The 13,466-nt window shown below is 71.7% G+C and carries 11 protein-coding genes; 4 read left to right on the top strand and 7 right to left on the bottom strand.

Going from position 1 to position 13,466, the window contains the following annotated elements:
• Positions 1 to 11 precede the first annotated feature (11 nt).
• Positions 12 to 2,198, bottom strand: a complete 2,187-nt coding sequence (locus AMK31_RS09635; protein WP_073939967.1) for a discoidin domain-containing protein — start codon at positions 2,196 to 2,198, stop codon at positions 12 to 14.
• A gap of 196 nt (positions 2,199 to 2,394) precedes the next feature.
• On the opposite strand from AMK31_RS09635, the gene AMK31_RS09630 reads away from it, so the two are divergent.
• Complete coding sequence (locus AMK31_RS09630) at positions 2,395 to 3,414, top strand: LacI family DNA-binding transcriptional regulator (protein WP_073939966.1); 1,020 nt, start codon at positions 2,395 to 2,397, stop codon at positions 3,412 to 3,414.
• A 51-nt stretch (positions 3,415 to 3,465) separates the two neighbouring features.
• Here AMK31_RS09630 and AMK31_RS09625 read toward each other — a convergent pair whose 3' ends face one another.
• The 4 genes from AMK31_RS09625 to AMK31_RS09610 all read right to left on the bottom strand — a co-directional run bounded on the left by AMK31_RS09625 (position 3,466) and on the right by AMK31_RS09610 (position 8,141).
• On the bottom strand, positions 3,466 to 4,836 hold the full coding sequence (locus AMK31_RS09625; RefSeq protein ID WP_073939965.1) for a GH1 family beta-glucosidase: 1,371 nt from the start codon (positions 4,834 to 4,836) through the stop codon (positions 3,466 to 3,468).
• A 95-nt stretch (positions 4,837 to 4,931) separates the two neighbouring features.
• Positions 4,932 to 5,771, bottom strand: a complete 840-nt coding sequence (locus tag AMK31_RS09620) for a carbohydrate ABC transporter permease (protein ID WP_073939964.1) — start codon at positions 5,769 to 5,771, stop codon at positions 4,932 to 4,934.
• Between the two features lie 31 nt (positions 5,772 to 5,802).
• The gene (locus tag AMK31_RS09615) at positions 5,803 to 6,810 is read right to left on the bottom strand and encodes a carbohydrate ABC transporter permease (protein ID WP_073939963.1); all 1,008 of its coding nucleotides are present in this window, start codon (positions 6,808 to 6,810) and stop codon (positions 5,803 to 5,805) included.
• A 14-nt stretch (positions 6,811 to 6,824) separates the two neighbouring features.
• A complete protein-coding gene (locus tag AMK31_RS09610; RefSeq protein ID WP_073939962.1) occupies positions 6,825 to 8,141 on the bottom strand; it encodes an ABC transporter substrate-binding protein in 1,317 nt (438 codons plus the stop codon).
• A 169-nt stretch (positions 8,142 to 8,310) separates the two neighbouring features.
• Between AMK31_RS09610 and AMK31_RS09605 the strand changes: the two genes are divergently transcribed.
• Both AMK31_RS09605 and AMK31_RS09600 read left to right on the top strand, forming a co-directional pair.
• The gene (locus AMK31_RS09605) at positions 8,311 to 9,621 is read left to right on the top strand and encodes an ROK family transcriptional regulator (protein ID WP_107468557.1); all 1,311 of its coding nucleotides are present in this window, start codon (positions 8,311 to 8,313) and stop codon (positions 9,619 to 9,621) included.
• 44 nt (positions 9,622 to 9,665) lie between these two features.
• On the top strand, positions 9,666 to 10,277 hold the full coding sequence (locus tag AMK31_RS09600) for a hypothetical protein (RefSeq protein WP_073939960.1): 612 nt from the start codon (positions 9,666 to 9,668) through the stop codon (positions 10,275 to 10,277).
• Here the strand turns inward: AMK31_RS09600 and AMK31_RS09595 are convergent.
• The gene (locus AMK31_RS09595) at positions 10,240 to 11,406 is read right to left on the bottom strand and encodes a PP2C family protein-serine/threonine phosphatase (RefSeq protein ID WP_073939959.1); all 1,167 of its coding nucleotides are present in this window, start codon (positions 11,404 to 11,406) and stop codon (positions 10,240 to 10,242) included. The genes AMK31_RS09600 and AMK31_RS09595 overlap by 38 nt on opposite strands.
• Before the next feature lie 69 nt (positions 11,407 to 11,475).
• On the bottom strand, positions 11,476 to 12,273 hold the full coding sequence (locus tag AMK31_RS09590; protein ID WP_073939958.1) for a VOC family protein: 798 nt from the start codon (positions 12,271 to 12,273) through the stop codon (positions 11,476 to 11,478).
• 174 nt (positions 12,274 to 12,447) lie between these two features.
• Between AMK31_RS09590 and AMK31_RS09585 the strand changes: the two genes are divergently transcribed.
• Positions 12,448 to 13,440, top strand: a complete 993-nt coding sequence (locus tag AMK31_RS09585; RefSeq protein WP_073939957.1) for a pirin family protein — start codon at positions 12,448 to 12,450, stop codon at positions 13,438 to 13,440.
• The last annotated feature ends 26 nt before the right edge of the window (positions 13,441 to 13,466 follow it).

Here is a 13,466-nt window from a genome sequence, read left to right as displayed (position 1 = left end):
TCACGGGACCGTCAGGGGAAGGAGACGACGGTCGACGGGACGGTCGCGGTGCCCTCGGTGGGGGCGCCGGTGTCGTTGATGACGTGCTCGAACTGGCCGTTGCCGCCGAGCGAGACGGTGAGCAGGCTGTGGAACTTCACGCCGGGCTTCACCGGAGCCTTGAAGCCGTGGTCCTGACGGATCGTCGGGTCGACGTTGTAGTAGCAGTAGCTGCCCATGCCCCAGCCCTCGTGGGTGTCCACGGAGTCGTCGACGCGGTACGCCGCGTAGCCCTTGGTGGCGCCGTTCTGGATGGCGGCCTGGTTCGGGGCGTCGTACGCCTTCTCGTTCTGGAAGAAGATCGTGCGGCCGCGCTCGCCGTACCACTCGACGTCGTACTTGTTGAAGTGCTCCACGAACAGGCCGGTGGCCAGCACGTCGTCACCGTTGACCCGGACGCCGTAGTCGGCCCGGTTGGTCTCCCAGCCGACGCCCTCGCCGTGGTCGGCGCGCCACACCCAGGTGTGGTCGACGATGGTGTCGTCGTTGTTGACGACCATGCTGGTGGTGGCCTTGCCCGCGCCCGCGCCGCCGATGCGGATGTACACGTCCTGCACGGTGGTGGGGTTCGCGGAGTGGTCGGCGGAGGCGTTCTGCGGGCCGACCTCCAGCAGTGTCGGCGAGTTGACCGGTCCCGCGTCGATCAGGAAGCCCGCCAGCCGCACGCCGTCCACGTCGGCGACCCGCATGGCGGTGACGCCGTTGTCCGGGATGATCGTGGCGAGGCCCAGGCCGAGCACGATCGTGTCGGGCCGGTTGATCTCGATGGTCCGGTCGACGTGGTACACACCGGGCGTGAACAGCAGGTGGAGGCCCTGCGCGAGCGCCTGGTTGATGGTCGCGGCGGTGGCGCCGGGCTTGACCACGTAGAAGCGGCTGAGCGGGACGGACTGACCCTGCGGGGTGCCGCTCTCCCAGGTCGTGCCACGCGCGTTGGTGCGCTTGGCCGGCGCGAACACCTTGTACTCGTTGCCGTCGAGGTACAGGAACGGCTTCTCGCGGGAGACCGGGGTGTTCTGGAGGGTGGTGTAGCGCGGCTCGGGGAAGCTGTTCGCCGGGGCGCCCGCGACACCGGAGAAGACCTGGTTCCACACGGAGTTCGACCATCCGCCGATGGAGCTGTCCCGCGTGTACCACTGCTGCTGCGAGTAGTTGCCGATCTGCCCGTCGATCTTCGAGTCGGCGATGTAGCCGCCGCTGGCCCAGCCGTAGCCGTTCGGCGCCAGGTTGAGACCGCCCTTGACGTGCATCCGGCGGAAGGAGGAGGCCTGCGAGACGGCCCACCGGTCGGTGCCGTTGACCGGGTCGACCGCGAGGTTCTCGGCGCCGCGCCAGAAGTTCTGCGTGGCGTTGCCGTTGAACCAGCCGGCGTCGACGGTGATGTCACCGTTGATCAGCGTGTCGTCGGGCTTGAGCCCGAGGCCCGCGATCTGGGTGTAGAAGCCGATCTGGGCGTTGAGGTTGTCGTAGGTGCCCGGCTTGAACAGGAAGGCGTGCCGGCCGTTGCCGAACTGCGCCGACTCCTGCTGCTTGAACACCGTGTCGAGCTTGCCCTGGATGTCGGGCGTCGACGGGTCGATCACATGCACGTTCGGGCCGAGGTCGCCGCCACCCGGCAGCTGGGTGGTGTCGCCGTTGCCGTAGACCTGGAACTCCCAGAGGGAGTAGCCGTATCCGGTGGCGCGGGTGAGGCCTTTGAGGCGGACGTAGCGGCCGGTTCCGGAGAGGGTGAGGTCGTCGGTTCCGCCGTCGCCGGCGGTGACGGACTTGGCGGTGTGCCAGTCGGTGCCGTTGTCGGAGAGCTGGATGTCGTAGGCCTTGCCGTAGGCGGCTTCCCAGGTGAGGACGACGCGGCTGATGTCGGCGCTGGTGCCGAGGTCGACCTGGAGCCACTGGTCGTCGGTCCACTGGCTGGCCCAGCGGGTGCCGGTGAGGTTGCCGTCGACCGCCGCGGAGGCGGCGAACGCCGCGCCCTCGGTCGACGAGGCGGTGGCCGTCCGGCCCTGCGAGAGCAGCACCGGGTCGGCTGCCTGGGCGGACGTGGCCGGTCCGAGCGCCAGCAGCGTTCCGACCAGGGACGAGACCAGGGCGCCGGCGGTGGCGCGTCTGGCTGTCGGGGAAGGGCGCCGGAAGGTCGGCGGTGTCCCGACTGAAGGCATGGGGGCTCCTCTTGGTCTGACTGAGGGGAGAAGAGTGGGAGCGCGTGTGGGAGAGCGCTCTCCCGGAACCTTGCCCGCCCTGTCGGTGGCCGGTCAAGCGTCGTGCGGCGCTTTTCTTTTGACTTGGCTTAAGTCTGGGTGATCACGTGCGGCACCTGCGCGTACCCGGACGACGACAGCGCGTTAGGGTTCCTGCGTGGCGAAGAGGGGACCGACACTGGAAGACGTCGCGCGCGAGGCCGGGGTGTCGCGCGCGACGGTGTCGCGCGTGGTCAACGGGGTGCGCAACGTGGACCCGGAGATCCAGGAAGTGGTGCGCCGGGCCATCACCCGGACCGGCTACACGCCCAACCAGGCGGCCCGGTCCCTGGTGACACGCCGCACGGGCGCGGTGGCGCTGGTGCTCTCCGCGGTCGGCGAGGCCTTCGCCGCCCGGGTCTTCGCCGACCCGTTCTTCGGGCGCGTGGTCGACGGAGCGCTCGGCCTGCTGCGCGAGCGGGGTGTCCAGCCGGTCCTGCTGGTGGCCGAGTCGGCGCAGGCCAGGAGCCAGGTGGTGGACTACCTCGGGCAGGGCGCCGCCGACGGGGCCCTGGTGGTCTCGCTCGACGTGGACGACCCGCTGCCGGGGATGCTGGTCGCGGCGGGGATCACGACGGTCACGTTCGGCCGCCCGCCGGGTGGTCCGCGGGCGGGCTTCGTCGACCTCGACAACGAGGCGGGCGCCCGGCTCGCGGCCGGACACCTGCTGGCCCGGGGCCGGCGCCGCCTCGCCACCATCGCCGCCCCCGACTCCGCCCCCGCCGCCCGGCAGCGCCTGGACGGCTTCCGCGAGGCACTGGCCGCGGCGGGCGTCACCGAGGTGCCCGTGGTCAAGGGGCGGTTCACCGCGGAGAGCGGACGGCGGGCGATGGCCCGCCTCCTGCGCGAACACCCCCGCCTGGACGGAGTGTTCGCCGCGAACGACCTGATGGCCCAGGGGGCGTGCCAGTACCTGCGGGAGCAGGGGCTGTCGGTGCCGGGCGACGTGGCCGTGGTGGGCTTCGACGACTCCAGCGCGGCCGGCGAGTGCAGGCCGCCGCTGACGACGGTGCGCCAGCCGGTGGAGGAGATGGCCGCGGCGGCGGCCCGGCTGCTCGTGGAGCAGCTGCGCGGCACCGCCGAGCAGCCCTCGTCGGTGGTCTTCGAACCGGAGCTGGTGGTCCGCGAGTCGGCCTGACCCGGGGTGCCGGTCCGCCCGGGACCGGCACCGAGGACCGGGCATCCGGGCTCAGGACACGGTGCTCCGGTGCGCGCGGATGATCTCCGCGTAGCGGCGCCCGCTGCTCTTCAGCGTGCGCCGCTGGGTCGCGTAGTCGACGTGGACCAGCCCGAACCGCTTGTCGTAGCCGTACGCCCACTCGAAGTTGTCCAGCAGCGACCAGGCGTAGTACCCGGCCAGCGGGGCGCCCTTGCGCACGGCGCGGGCACAGGCGGCGAGATGCTCCTCCAGGTACCGGATGCGCTCGGGGTCGTGCACGCTGCCGTCGGCGGCGACCGTGTCCGGGTAGGCGGAGCCGTTCTCGGTGACGTAGATGCGGCGGGCCCCGTAGTCCTCGGTCAGGCGCATCAGCATGCCCTCCAGGCCCGCCGCGTCGACCGGCCAGTCCATGCCGGAACGGGGCACGCCGGGCACCTTGACCTCACGGGCGTACGGCACCGGGCCCTCGGGGTCGTCGGCGACGACCACCGGGAAGTAGTAGTTGAGGCCGTGCCAGTCGGTCGGCGTCGCCATCACCTCCAGGTCGCCGGGCCGCTCGGGCAGCTCCACGCCGTACAGCTCGCGCATGTCGGCGGGGAAACCGCGCCCGTACACCGGGTCGAGCCACCAGCGGTTGCTGTGGCCGTCCATGCGGACGGCGGCCGCGGTGTCCTCGGGACGGGCGGAGGCGGGTTCCACGGTGGAGTGGTTCGTGACCAGGCCGATCTGCGCGCCGGGCGCGGCGGCCCGGACCGCCCGCACGGCCAGGCCGTGCGCGAGCAGGAGGTGGTAGGAGGCGCGTACGGCCGCGGTGAGGTCGGTCAGGCCGGGGGCCATCCTGCCTTCCAGGTGCCCGATCCAGCCGGAGCACAGCGGCTCGTTGAGGGTGGCCCACCGGGTGACGCGGTCGCCGAGCCGGGCGGCGACGACCGAGGCGTAGGCGGCGAGGTGTTCCGCGGTGTCCCGTTCCGTCCAGCCGCCGCGGTCCTGGAGGGCCTGGGGCAGGTCCCAGTGGTAGAGGGTGACGGAGGGGGTGATGCCGGCGGCGAGCAGGGCGTCGACGAGGCGGTCGTAGAAGTCGAGACCGGCCGGGTTGACGGGGCCGTCGCCGCCGGGCAGGACGCGCGGCCAGGCGATGGACATCCGGTAGCCGTCGGTGCCGAGTTCCCGCATCAGGGCGATGTCCTCGGGCCAGCGGTGGTAGTGGTCGCAGGCGATGTCGCCGTGGTCGTCGTTGTCGACCTTGCCGGGGGTGTGGGAGAAGGTGTCCCAGATGGACGGGGCACGGCCGTCCTCGGCCACCGCGCCCTCGATCTGGTAGGCGGAGGTCGCGGTGCCCCAGGTGAAGTCGGCCGGGAAGGCGGCCAGGTCGAGGGCGTGCGGGGCTGCGGATTCGGACACGGAAGACCTTTCGGGAATGCGCGGGGGAGCGGGAGAAGGAGGGACTGCGGCTCCCGCCGCCCGGCAGGCGGACGCGGCGGGAGCCGGCGCGGGCGTCACTTCACGGCGCCCGCGGTCAGGCCGGTGATCAGATAGCGCTGCAGCAGCAGGAAGCCGGCGACGACCGGCACGCTCACCACGAGGGACGCCGCCATGATCTGGTTCCAGTACACGTCGTTGAGCGTGGAGTAGCCCTGGAGGCCGACGGCGAGGGTGCGTGTGGTGTCGTTCGTCATGACGGAGGCGAACAGCACCTCGCCCCAGGCGGTCATGAAGGCGTACACGGCGACCGCGATGATGCCCGGCACGGCCGCCGGGACGATCACCCGGAACAGCGCGCCGACCGGACCGCACCCGTCGACCTTGGCCGCCTCGTCCAGGTCGCGCGGGATCGAGTCGAAGTACCCGATCAGCATCCAGATGGAGAACGGCAGGGAGAAGGTGAGGTAGGTGAGGATCAGTCCGCCGCGGGAGCCGAACAGGGCGATGCCGGTGGCGTTGCCGATGTTGACGTAGATGAGGAACAGCGGCAGCAGGAACAGGATGCCGGGGAACATCTGCGTCGACAGCACGGTGACCGTGAAGACCCGCTTGCCGCGGAAGTCGTAGCGGCTGACGGCGTAGGCGGCGAAGACCGCGATGGCCACCGAGCAGACGGTGGCGGCGCCCGAGACGATCAGGGAGTTCACGAAGTAGTCCGCGAGCGGCACCGTGTCCCAGATGTCGATGTACGGCCGGACCGTCAGCCCGGACGGGATCCACTGGAACTTCCCCGAGACGTCCTCCAGCGGCTTCAGCGAGCTGGAGAGCATCACGTACACCGGAAGCAGCACGAACACGGTCAGGACCGTGAGGAAGAGCCGCCGGGTCCACAGGAAGGACGGCGGGGCGGACATCGGCGAGCGCGGGGCGCGCCGTTTCGAGGTGTCAGGCACGGGCCTTCCCTCCCCGGCCGGTGACCAGCAGGTAGACGCCGGTCACGACGAGCAGGAACAGCAGCAGCAGGACGGACATGGCCGAGCCGGTGCCGAAGTTCCAGGTCTGGAACGAGGACTGGTAGATGTGCAGGGAGATCAGGTCGGCGGACTCCGGGGCCGCCTTGCCGAACAGCACGAACGGTGTGTTGAAGTCGTTGAACGTCCACAGGAACAGCACGAGCACCAGCACCTGGTTGACGGGGCGCAGCGACGGCAGGGTGATGTGCCGGATCTGCTTCCAGACGCCCGCGCCGTCCAGGGCGGCCGCCTCGTACATGTCCTTGGGGATGTTCTGGAGGCCGGCCATCAGGGTCAGGAAGGCGAACGGCCAGCCCTTCCACACCGACACGGTCAGCAGCGCCCAGAAGGCGTTGTCGCCGACGAGCCAGAAGGCCGGGTCGTCGCCGATGCCGAGCTGGTCGTGCAGCACGTGGTTCACCAGGCCGTTGTCCCGCTGGAACATGAACACCCAGGTGATCACGGCCGCGTACACGGGCAGCGCGTACGGGACGAGGAACAGGGTGCGCAGCAGGCCCCGGCCGCGGAACTTCTCCTGGAGGAAGATCGCGGCGGCGGTGCCGATCAGCCAGCACAGGCCGACCGAGCAGACGGTGAACAGACAGGTGGTCAGGAACGACTTCAGCAGCGCCTCGCCCACCGGGGCGTTGAAGTCGACCGCCATCCGGAAGTTGTCGAGGCCGGCCCACGGGGCTTCGGACCAGTTGGAGATGTAGAACTGGGTCAGTTCCTTGAAGCTCATGACGATGCCCATCAGCATCGGCACGAGGTGGACGAGGAGTTCGAGGACCAGGGCGGGCAGGAGCAACAGGTAGGGCAGTGAGACGTGGCGCAGCCGCCGCCCGGAGCGGCGGGGGTTCCGCTGCGCTCCGGGACGGCCCGTCTTGCGCGTCGTCCCCGGCCCGGGCCTGTCGTGGCGGGATGCGACGGTCGTGGTCATGGCAGGGATCGCGCCTACTTCTTCGGCATCTGCTGCTGGGCCTTCTCGAGCTTCGCGCGCACCGACGCCGTGGTGACGGCGCGGCCGGCGGCGGCGTCGGCGAAGAGGTCCTTGACCGCGGTGCCGACGACGGTCTCGAACTGGGACTCCTCGGGGACCTGCGGCAGCGCGGCGGCGCTGGTGGCGAGGGTGTCGCGCAGCACGGCCAGGGCCGGGGCGTCGAACGCGGGGTCCTGCTGGGCGCTCTTGACCGGCGGGATGGAGCCGTAGGCCTTGTTGAGGATCTTCTGTTCCTCGTCGCTGGTCATGAACTTCACGAAGTCGAGCGCGCCGTCGAGGTTGTCGGTGTTCTTGAACACCGACATGTTGATGCCGGCGACCATGGAGTTGGTGGCCTCGCCGGTGCCGGGCCGGCCGGACTGGACGGGTGCGGGTGCCACGCCCCACTCGTCGTCCTTCATGCCCTGCGTCTTGAAGGTGGCGGAGGCGGTCTGCCACAGCACCATGCCGGTCTTGTCGTTGGAGAAGTCGCTCAGGGACTGGTTCTGGGCGTACTCGGCGTTGCCCGGGGCGACGATCTCGTGCTCGGCCATCAGGTCGACGTACTGCTTGACCGCGGCGACCGCGCCGTCGGAGGTGAAGTCCGGCTTGCCGTCGGGGGTGAAGAAGTCCGCGCCGTGCTGCTTGCCGAGCACGAAGACCTGGTGGATGTTGTTGGACAGGTTGGAGCCCTCGACGCCGATGCCGTTCTTGCCCTTGGCGGTGAGCTTCTTGCCGGCGGCGACCAGCTCGTCCCAGGTGGCCGGCGGCTTCTCTATGCCGGCCTCCGCGAACAGCTTCTTGTTGTAGTAGAGGGCGTACGCCATCGAGTACAGCGGCACGGCGGCCGGGTCCTGGCCCTGGACGCCGGTCGAGCCGAGCGCCGACTCCACGAAGCGGTCCCTGCCGCCGATCTTGTCGAGGTTCTTCTCGTCCCAGGGGAGCAGCGCGCCGGTCGCCTGGAGCGAGGCCGACCAGGTGTTGCCGATGTTGAGGACGTCGGGACCCTGGCCGGAGGTGGTGGCGGTCAGGATCCGGTTCAGCAGGTCCGACCAGGGCACGACCTCCAGCTTCACCTTGATGCCGGTGCGCTTCTCGAACTTGTCGAGCTCGGGCTGGAGGACCTTCTTGTCGACCTCGACGCTCGCGCCCTGGTTGGAGGCCCAGTAGGTCAAGGTCTTGGGCGAGTCGTTCGACCCGCCGCCCGTGGTGGAACCGCCGCCGCACGCGGCCGCGGTGAGCGCGAGGGACAAGGTGACGGCGCCGGTGACTGCGGCTCTGATTCTGCGCATGGCTGCTCCGGACCCTTTCGGGGGATGACGTGGAACCGGCACGGCGAGCGCCCCGCATGGCTCTCCGTACGGCTTAATTTACGCCGTGAGTTAATAACCACGAGAAGTGTGCGTCAAGGCCCTTGCCACGGGTATGTTGCGGGCAGGGACCCTAAGGACAGGGGGCGAAGTGCCAGCGAGAAGTGGCCGCACGGTGCGTGACCTGCGGCGCGAGAACCGTGCCGCGGTTCTGCAACGGTTGTATTTCGACGGGCCGCTCAGCCGCCTCGCCCTCGGCCCGGCCATCGGGCTCAGCTCCGGCTCGGTCAGCAACGTGGTCGCCGAACTCGTCGCCGAGGGACTGGTCGAGGAGGCCGGCAGCGTCGACTCCGCCGGGGGCCGGCCGCGCACCCTGCTGCGCGTCAGCCCGGCCGGCGGCCGCATGATCGGCGTCGACATCGGCGAGACCCGCGTCCGCGTCGAGCTGTTCGACCTCACGCTCACCGAACTCGCCCGCACCGAGCGGGCCCTGTCCACCACCGAGACCGACCGGCACGCCCGCTACGACGTCGCGGTCGTCGTCGGGCACGTCCAGGACGGCATCGCCGAGGTGCTGCGCCGGGCCGGCGTCCCGGCCGAACGGCTGCTCGGCGTCGGCATCGGCGTACCCGGCATCGTCGAACACACCCCGCAGGACGGCGCCGTGGTGCACGGCCAGACCATCGGCTGGAACGGCGTCCCGCTGGAGCGCCTGCTGCGCGAGAGCGGCGCCCTGCCGGCGAGCGTGCCGTACCGCATCGACAACGGCGCCAAGACCCTCGGCCAGGCCGAGATGTGGTTCGGCGCCGGGCGCGGCGCGCGCAGCGCGGTCTTCGTCCTCTTCGGCTCCGGTGTCGGCGCCAGCGTGATCTCCGAGGACATGGGGCCCGGCCGGGCCGTCGAATGGGGCCATCTGACCGTCCGGGTCCGGGGCCGCCGCTGCCGCTGCGGAACCCTCGGCTGCCTGGAGGCGTACGCGGGCGCGGAGGCGCTGCTCGACCGGTGGCGGGAGGCCGGCGGCACCCCGCCCGAGGGCACCCACGAGGAGACGGCGCTCACCGCGATGCTCGCCGCCGCCTATCCGGACGACGCGGAGACGGAGCCCGACCGGACCGCCCTCGCCGTGCTGGAGGAGACCGCCGAATACCTGGGCGCCGGCTTCGCCGACCTCATCAACCTCTTCCAGCCCGAACGCATCCTCGTCGGCGGCTGGGCCGGCCTCCAGCTCGGCAGCCGCTTCCTCGACGAGGTGAAGACCCACGCCACGGCGTACGCGTTGCGCCACCCGGCCGCGCGCACCCGTATCGACCTGGGCAGACTCGGCCCCGAGGCGGTCACCGTCGGCGCGGCCGTGCTGCCCCTCGCCGACTTCTTCGCCCGCGGCGGCCGGCGCCCGCAGGAGCGGCCCGGCACACCGGCCCCGGCGTGGCAGACGGCGATACGGGACCGGGTGACGTCATGAGCCCGCCGTAGGGTGCCGTCGTGAGCCCGCCGTAAGGTGCCGTCGTGGAGGAGATTCCCCCGTTCGAATACGACGACGAGGACGCGCTGAGCGCCGGTCAGCGGCTGTTCGCCGATGTGCTCGCCGCGCGGGCGCGCTCGTGGCCCGTGGACCCGCTCGGCGCCGTACTGCTGCCGCCGCCGCGCACCCCGTACGGACGGCTGCTCGCCTACCTGGACATCGACGACCCGGAGCTGCGCAGGGGAGTGCTGACGGTCGGCGCCCACTTCGACGGTGCCGCCGTCCGCGGCGACCGGCTCCACAACCAGGACTTCACGCTTCCCGGGACGCCGACCGAACTCGCCTTCGCCGCCGACCGCGTCGGCCCGGCGGAGGCGGCGAGCCGGACGGCCGACTGGTTCGAGTCGGTCCTCGCGCGGCCGCCGGCGCGCTGCGAATGGCTGCACGACGGCCGGACGTACGCCGTTCGGTACGAGTACGCCGACACGGGACGGGGGCTCAGCGAGGGCTTCGTGGGCCGGCTGGCGCCGCCCGGGCCGCGTTCCCGCCTGGCCGCCGACGGCGTGGACGGGGGACGCGGCCGGATCAACCGGGCGGGCCTCGGCGAGCCCGACCGGGTCACGGTCGTCCGGGGCGACCCGGCCGCGGTGCGGTGACACCGGGCGACGCCTCGCGGGCGATGGCCACCATGGCCGCGTCGTCCCCGAGGTGGCCGCCCAGCGTGTGGGCGAGCAGGTCCGCGCGCATATGGCGCAGAAGGGCCTGCGGGCCGTCCCCGGGGGCGGCGGCCATGCGCTGGGCCAGCGGATAGAAGGCCCCGGAGCCGTCGCGGGCCTCCATGACGCCGTCGGTGTACAGCAGCAGGAGATCGCCGGGACGGAAGGCGAAGTCCTGCACGGTGAAGGGGGAGTCCTGGAACGCGGTGAGCCCCAGCGGCGGGGCGGGATCGCGTACCTCCAGGGGGGTGACCCGGCCTTCGCTGAGCAGCAGGGGCGGCGGATGGCCGCAGTTGATCAGGTGCAGGACGGATGTCTCGTCGGGGACGTCGAGGACGGCGGCGGTGATGAAGGCCTCGCTGGGGGCCTTTCCGGTGCCGGGCGCCGCCGCCCCGGGGTCGTCGAGGTCGGAGGAGACGGTTCCCTCCAGCCAGGCGACCAGCGAGGGCAGGTCGGCCTGCCGGTGCGCGGCGGCGCGGAAGGCGCCCAGCAGCAGCGCGGCGTCACCGATCGCCGCCAGCCCCTTGCCGCGCACGTCCCCGACGATGAACCGGGTCCCCCGCGCGGTGCGCACCGCGGCGAACAGATCACCGCCGATCTGTGCCTCGGCCTCGGCGGCCAGGTACACCGAGGCCACGCGCAGCGGGCCGATCCGGCGGGGCAGCGGCCGCAGCACGACCTGCTGGGCGGCATCGGCCACCGTGCGCAGTTGCGAGAGCTGTCTCTCGTGCTGTTCCCGCAGGTGGGCGAAGAAGGTGACGCACACCGAGATCACCACCAGCGCGGTGATCTGGAGACTGTGGTTGAGGTCGACGAGACTGGTCCGTACGACCGCCACGACCGACTGCGCCAGGACGGCGAGGGCACCGACGCACGCGGTGGTCCAGGGGCCCGCGAAGGACGCGGTGAGGGCGGGAGCGGCGGCCAGGAAGGGTCCGAGGTGCACTTCGGCGGGCGCGATGATGTCGCTCACGGTGACGATCGCGATGAGCGCGAGCGGCACCGCGAGCAGAGCGTGCTGCCCTTCCCAGGATCCGCGGTGACCGCCGCGCCGCAGCCGAAGGCCCATGGAACCTGCATACACCCGCGCGGTGCCGGGCACCTCCTCGCGCGGGTGTGCCGGCCGCCGTCCCGGCGGTCAGCCCCGGGTGGGGGTGAGGACCACGAAGTCCGCGTTCGCCGGGTCGAGGCAGACCGCCAGCCGGCCGACGCCCGGCGCGTCCTCCGGTCCCATCTGGACGCTGCCGCCGTTGCCGGTGACCTTGGCGACCGCCGCGTCGCAGTCCTCGACGTGGAAGACGGGGTGCCAGTACGGCCGCCCGCCGGCCAGGGCGAGGTGCTCCGAGGGCAGCTGCATGATGCCGCCGTGCATGCGCTCCTCGGGCAGTCCGGCGGGGGTGATGAGGGAGTAGGTGCCGCCGCCGCCCGGCAGTTCCGTGTCGTTGAACCGCCAGCCGAGGACCGCGCCGTAGAAGTCCTTCGCGCCCGCGGCGTCGCTCGTGTACAGCTCGGTCCAGGACAGCGAGCCCGGCTCGTCGACCAGCTCCACGCCCTTGCTGGTGCCCGGCTGCCAGACGGCGAACTGGCCTCCCAGCGGGTCGTCGTACTGCGCCATCCGGCCCCACTCGTCGAGGTCCCTCGGCTCGACCCGCACCGTGCCGCCCGCGTCGCGCACCGCCTGGGTGGTCGCGTCGGCGTCGGCGACACCGAAGTAGATCATCCACGCGGAGCGGGCGCCCTCCTCGGTGAGCTTGCCGAGCCCGGCGACGATCTTGCCGTCCTTGCGGAACACGCCCCCTTCCATCTCCTCGCTCTCGCCCATGGACTCGTAGTCCCAGCCGAGCACGGCGCCGTAGAAGGACGCCGTGGCCCGCACGTCGGGGGTGCCGAGGTCCAGCCAGCAGGGGGAGCCGGGGGAGAAGTCCGTGGTGATCATGGCGGCGGTGCCCTTCCCTTGTTCCTGTGTGGACTGGTCCTGTGTGGACCCAGCGTGACACCGGCCACTGACAATCGCCCGTCAGCCGCGCTCACGGCGGGGCGTCGCCGTGGCGTATTGTTGAAATCAAAACAATCATGATGGACGAATCATGGTGGCAGGAGGCGGACCCAGATGAGCAACGTCGAGACACGACCCGTCGAGGTGCGATGCGGATCCACCGAGGACGGCGGCGCGCCCTCCTCCGTCGAGCCGCGCGTGGACGTGCTCACCCCGCGCGACGTGCCCCTCGGCGGTCCGCGTGCGATGACCGTACGGCGCACGCTGCCCCAGCGCGCCCGGACGCTGATCGGCGCCTGGTGCTTCGCCGACCACTACGGCCCCGACGACGTCGCCCGCACCGGCGGCATGGACGTCGCCCCGCACCCGCACACCGGACTGCAGACCGTGAGCTGGCTGTTCAGCGGTGAGATCGAGCACCGCGACAGCCTCGGCAGCCACGCCCTCGTGCGCCCCGGCGAGCTGAACCTCATGACGGGCGGCCACGGCATCGCCCACTCGGAGGTCTCCACCCCGCGCACCACGATCCTGCACGGCGTACAGCTGTGGGTGGCGCTCCCCGGGGAACACCGCGCCACGGCGAGGGACTTCCAGCACCACGTCCCCGAGCCGGTGCGGCGGGACGGCGCCGAGATCAGGGTCTTCCTCGGCACCCTCGCCGGCGTCACCTCCCCGGTGCGGACCTTCACGCCGCTCCTCGGCGCCGAGATCGTGCTGGAACCGCGCGCGACGCTCACCCTGCCCGTGGACCCCGGCTTCGAGCACGGCCTCCTCGTCGACCGGGGGGACGTCCGCCTGGCCGGAACCCTCCTGCGCCCGGCCGAGCTGGGCTACACGCACCCCGGCGCCGACACCCTGACCCTCGTCAACGAGTCGGACGGCACGGCCCGCCTCGTGCTGCTCGGCGGCCCGCCGTTCGAGGAGGAGATCGTCATGTGGTGGAACTTCATCGGGCGCGACCACGAGGACATCGTCCGCGCGCGGGAGGACTGGGAGAACGCCTCCGACCGCTTCGGCGCCGTGGCCGGTTACCCGGGTGAGCGGCTGCCCGCCCCCGCCCTGCCCCACGCCACCATCCGGCCGCGCGGGAACCCGCCGCGCCGCTGAGTGCCGCCCTGCCGCCGGCGCGCGCG

The sequence above is a fragment of the Streptomyces sp. TSRI0107 genome (assembly GCF_001905845.1).
GTDB lineage: Bacteria > Actinomycetota > Actinomycetes > Streptomycetales > Streptomycetaceae > Streptomyces.
Note: the sequence above shows the minus strand (reverse complement) of the source record. Positions and strands in the feature narration are given on the sequence as shown.

What these genes read in the sequence shown, in the direction of transcription:
- AMK31_RS09615 (WP_073939963.1), bottom strand. Translation starts at nt 6,810, where the DNA reads ATGACCACGACCGTCGCATCCCGCCACGACAGGCCCGGGCCGGGGACG.
- AMK31_RS09635 (WP_073939967.1), bottom strand. Translation starts at nt 2,198, where the DNA reads ATGCCTTCAGTCGGGACACCGCCGACCTTCCGGCGCCCTTCCCCGACA.
- AMK31_RS09610 (WP_073939962.1), bottom strand. Translation starts at nt 8,141, where the DNA reads ATGCGCAGAATCAGAGCCGCAGTCACCGGCGCCGTCACCTTGTCCCTC.
- AMK31_RS09585 (WP_073939957.1), top strand. Translation starts at nt 12,448, where the DNA reads ATGAGCAACGTCGAGACACGACCCGTCGAGGTGCGATGCGGATCCACC.
- AMK31_RS09595 (WP_073939959.1), bottom strand. Translation starts at nt 11,406, where the DNA reads ATGGGCCTTCGGCTGCGGCGCGGCGGTCACCGCGGATCCTGGGAAGGG.
- AMK31_RS09590 (WP_073939958.1), bottom strand. Translation starts at nt 12,273, where the DNA reads ATGATCACCACGGACTTCTCCCCCGGCTCCCCCTGCTGGCTGGACCTC.
- AMK31_RS09620 (WP_073939964.1), bottom strand. Translation starts at nt 5,771, where the DNA reads ATGTCCGCCCCGCCGTCCTTCCTGTGGACCCGGCGGCTCTTCCTCACG.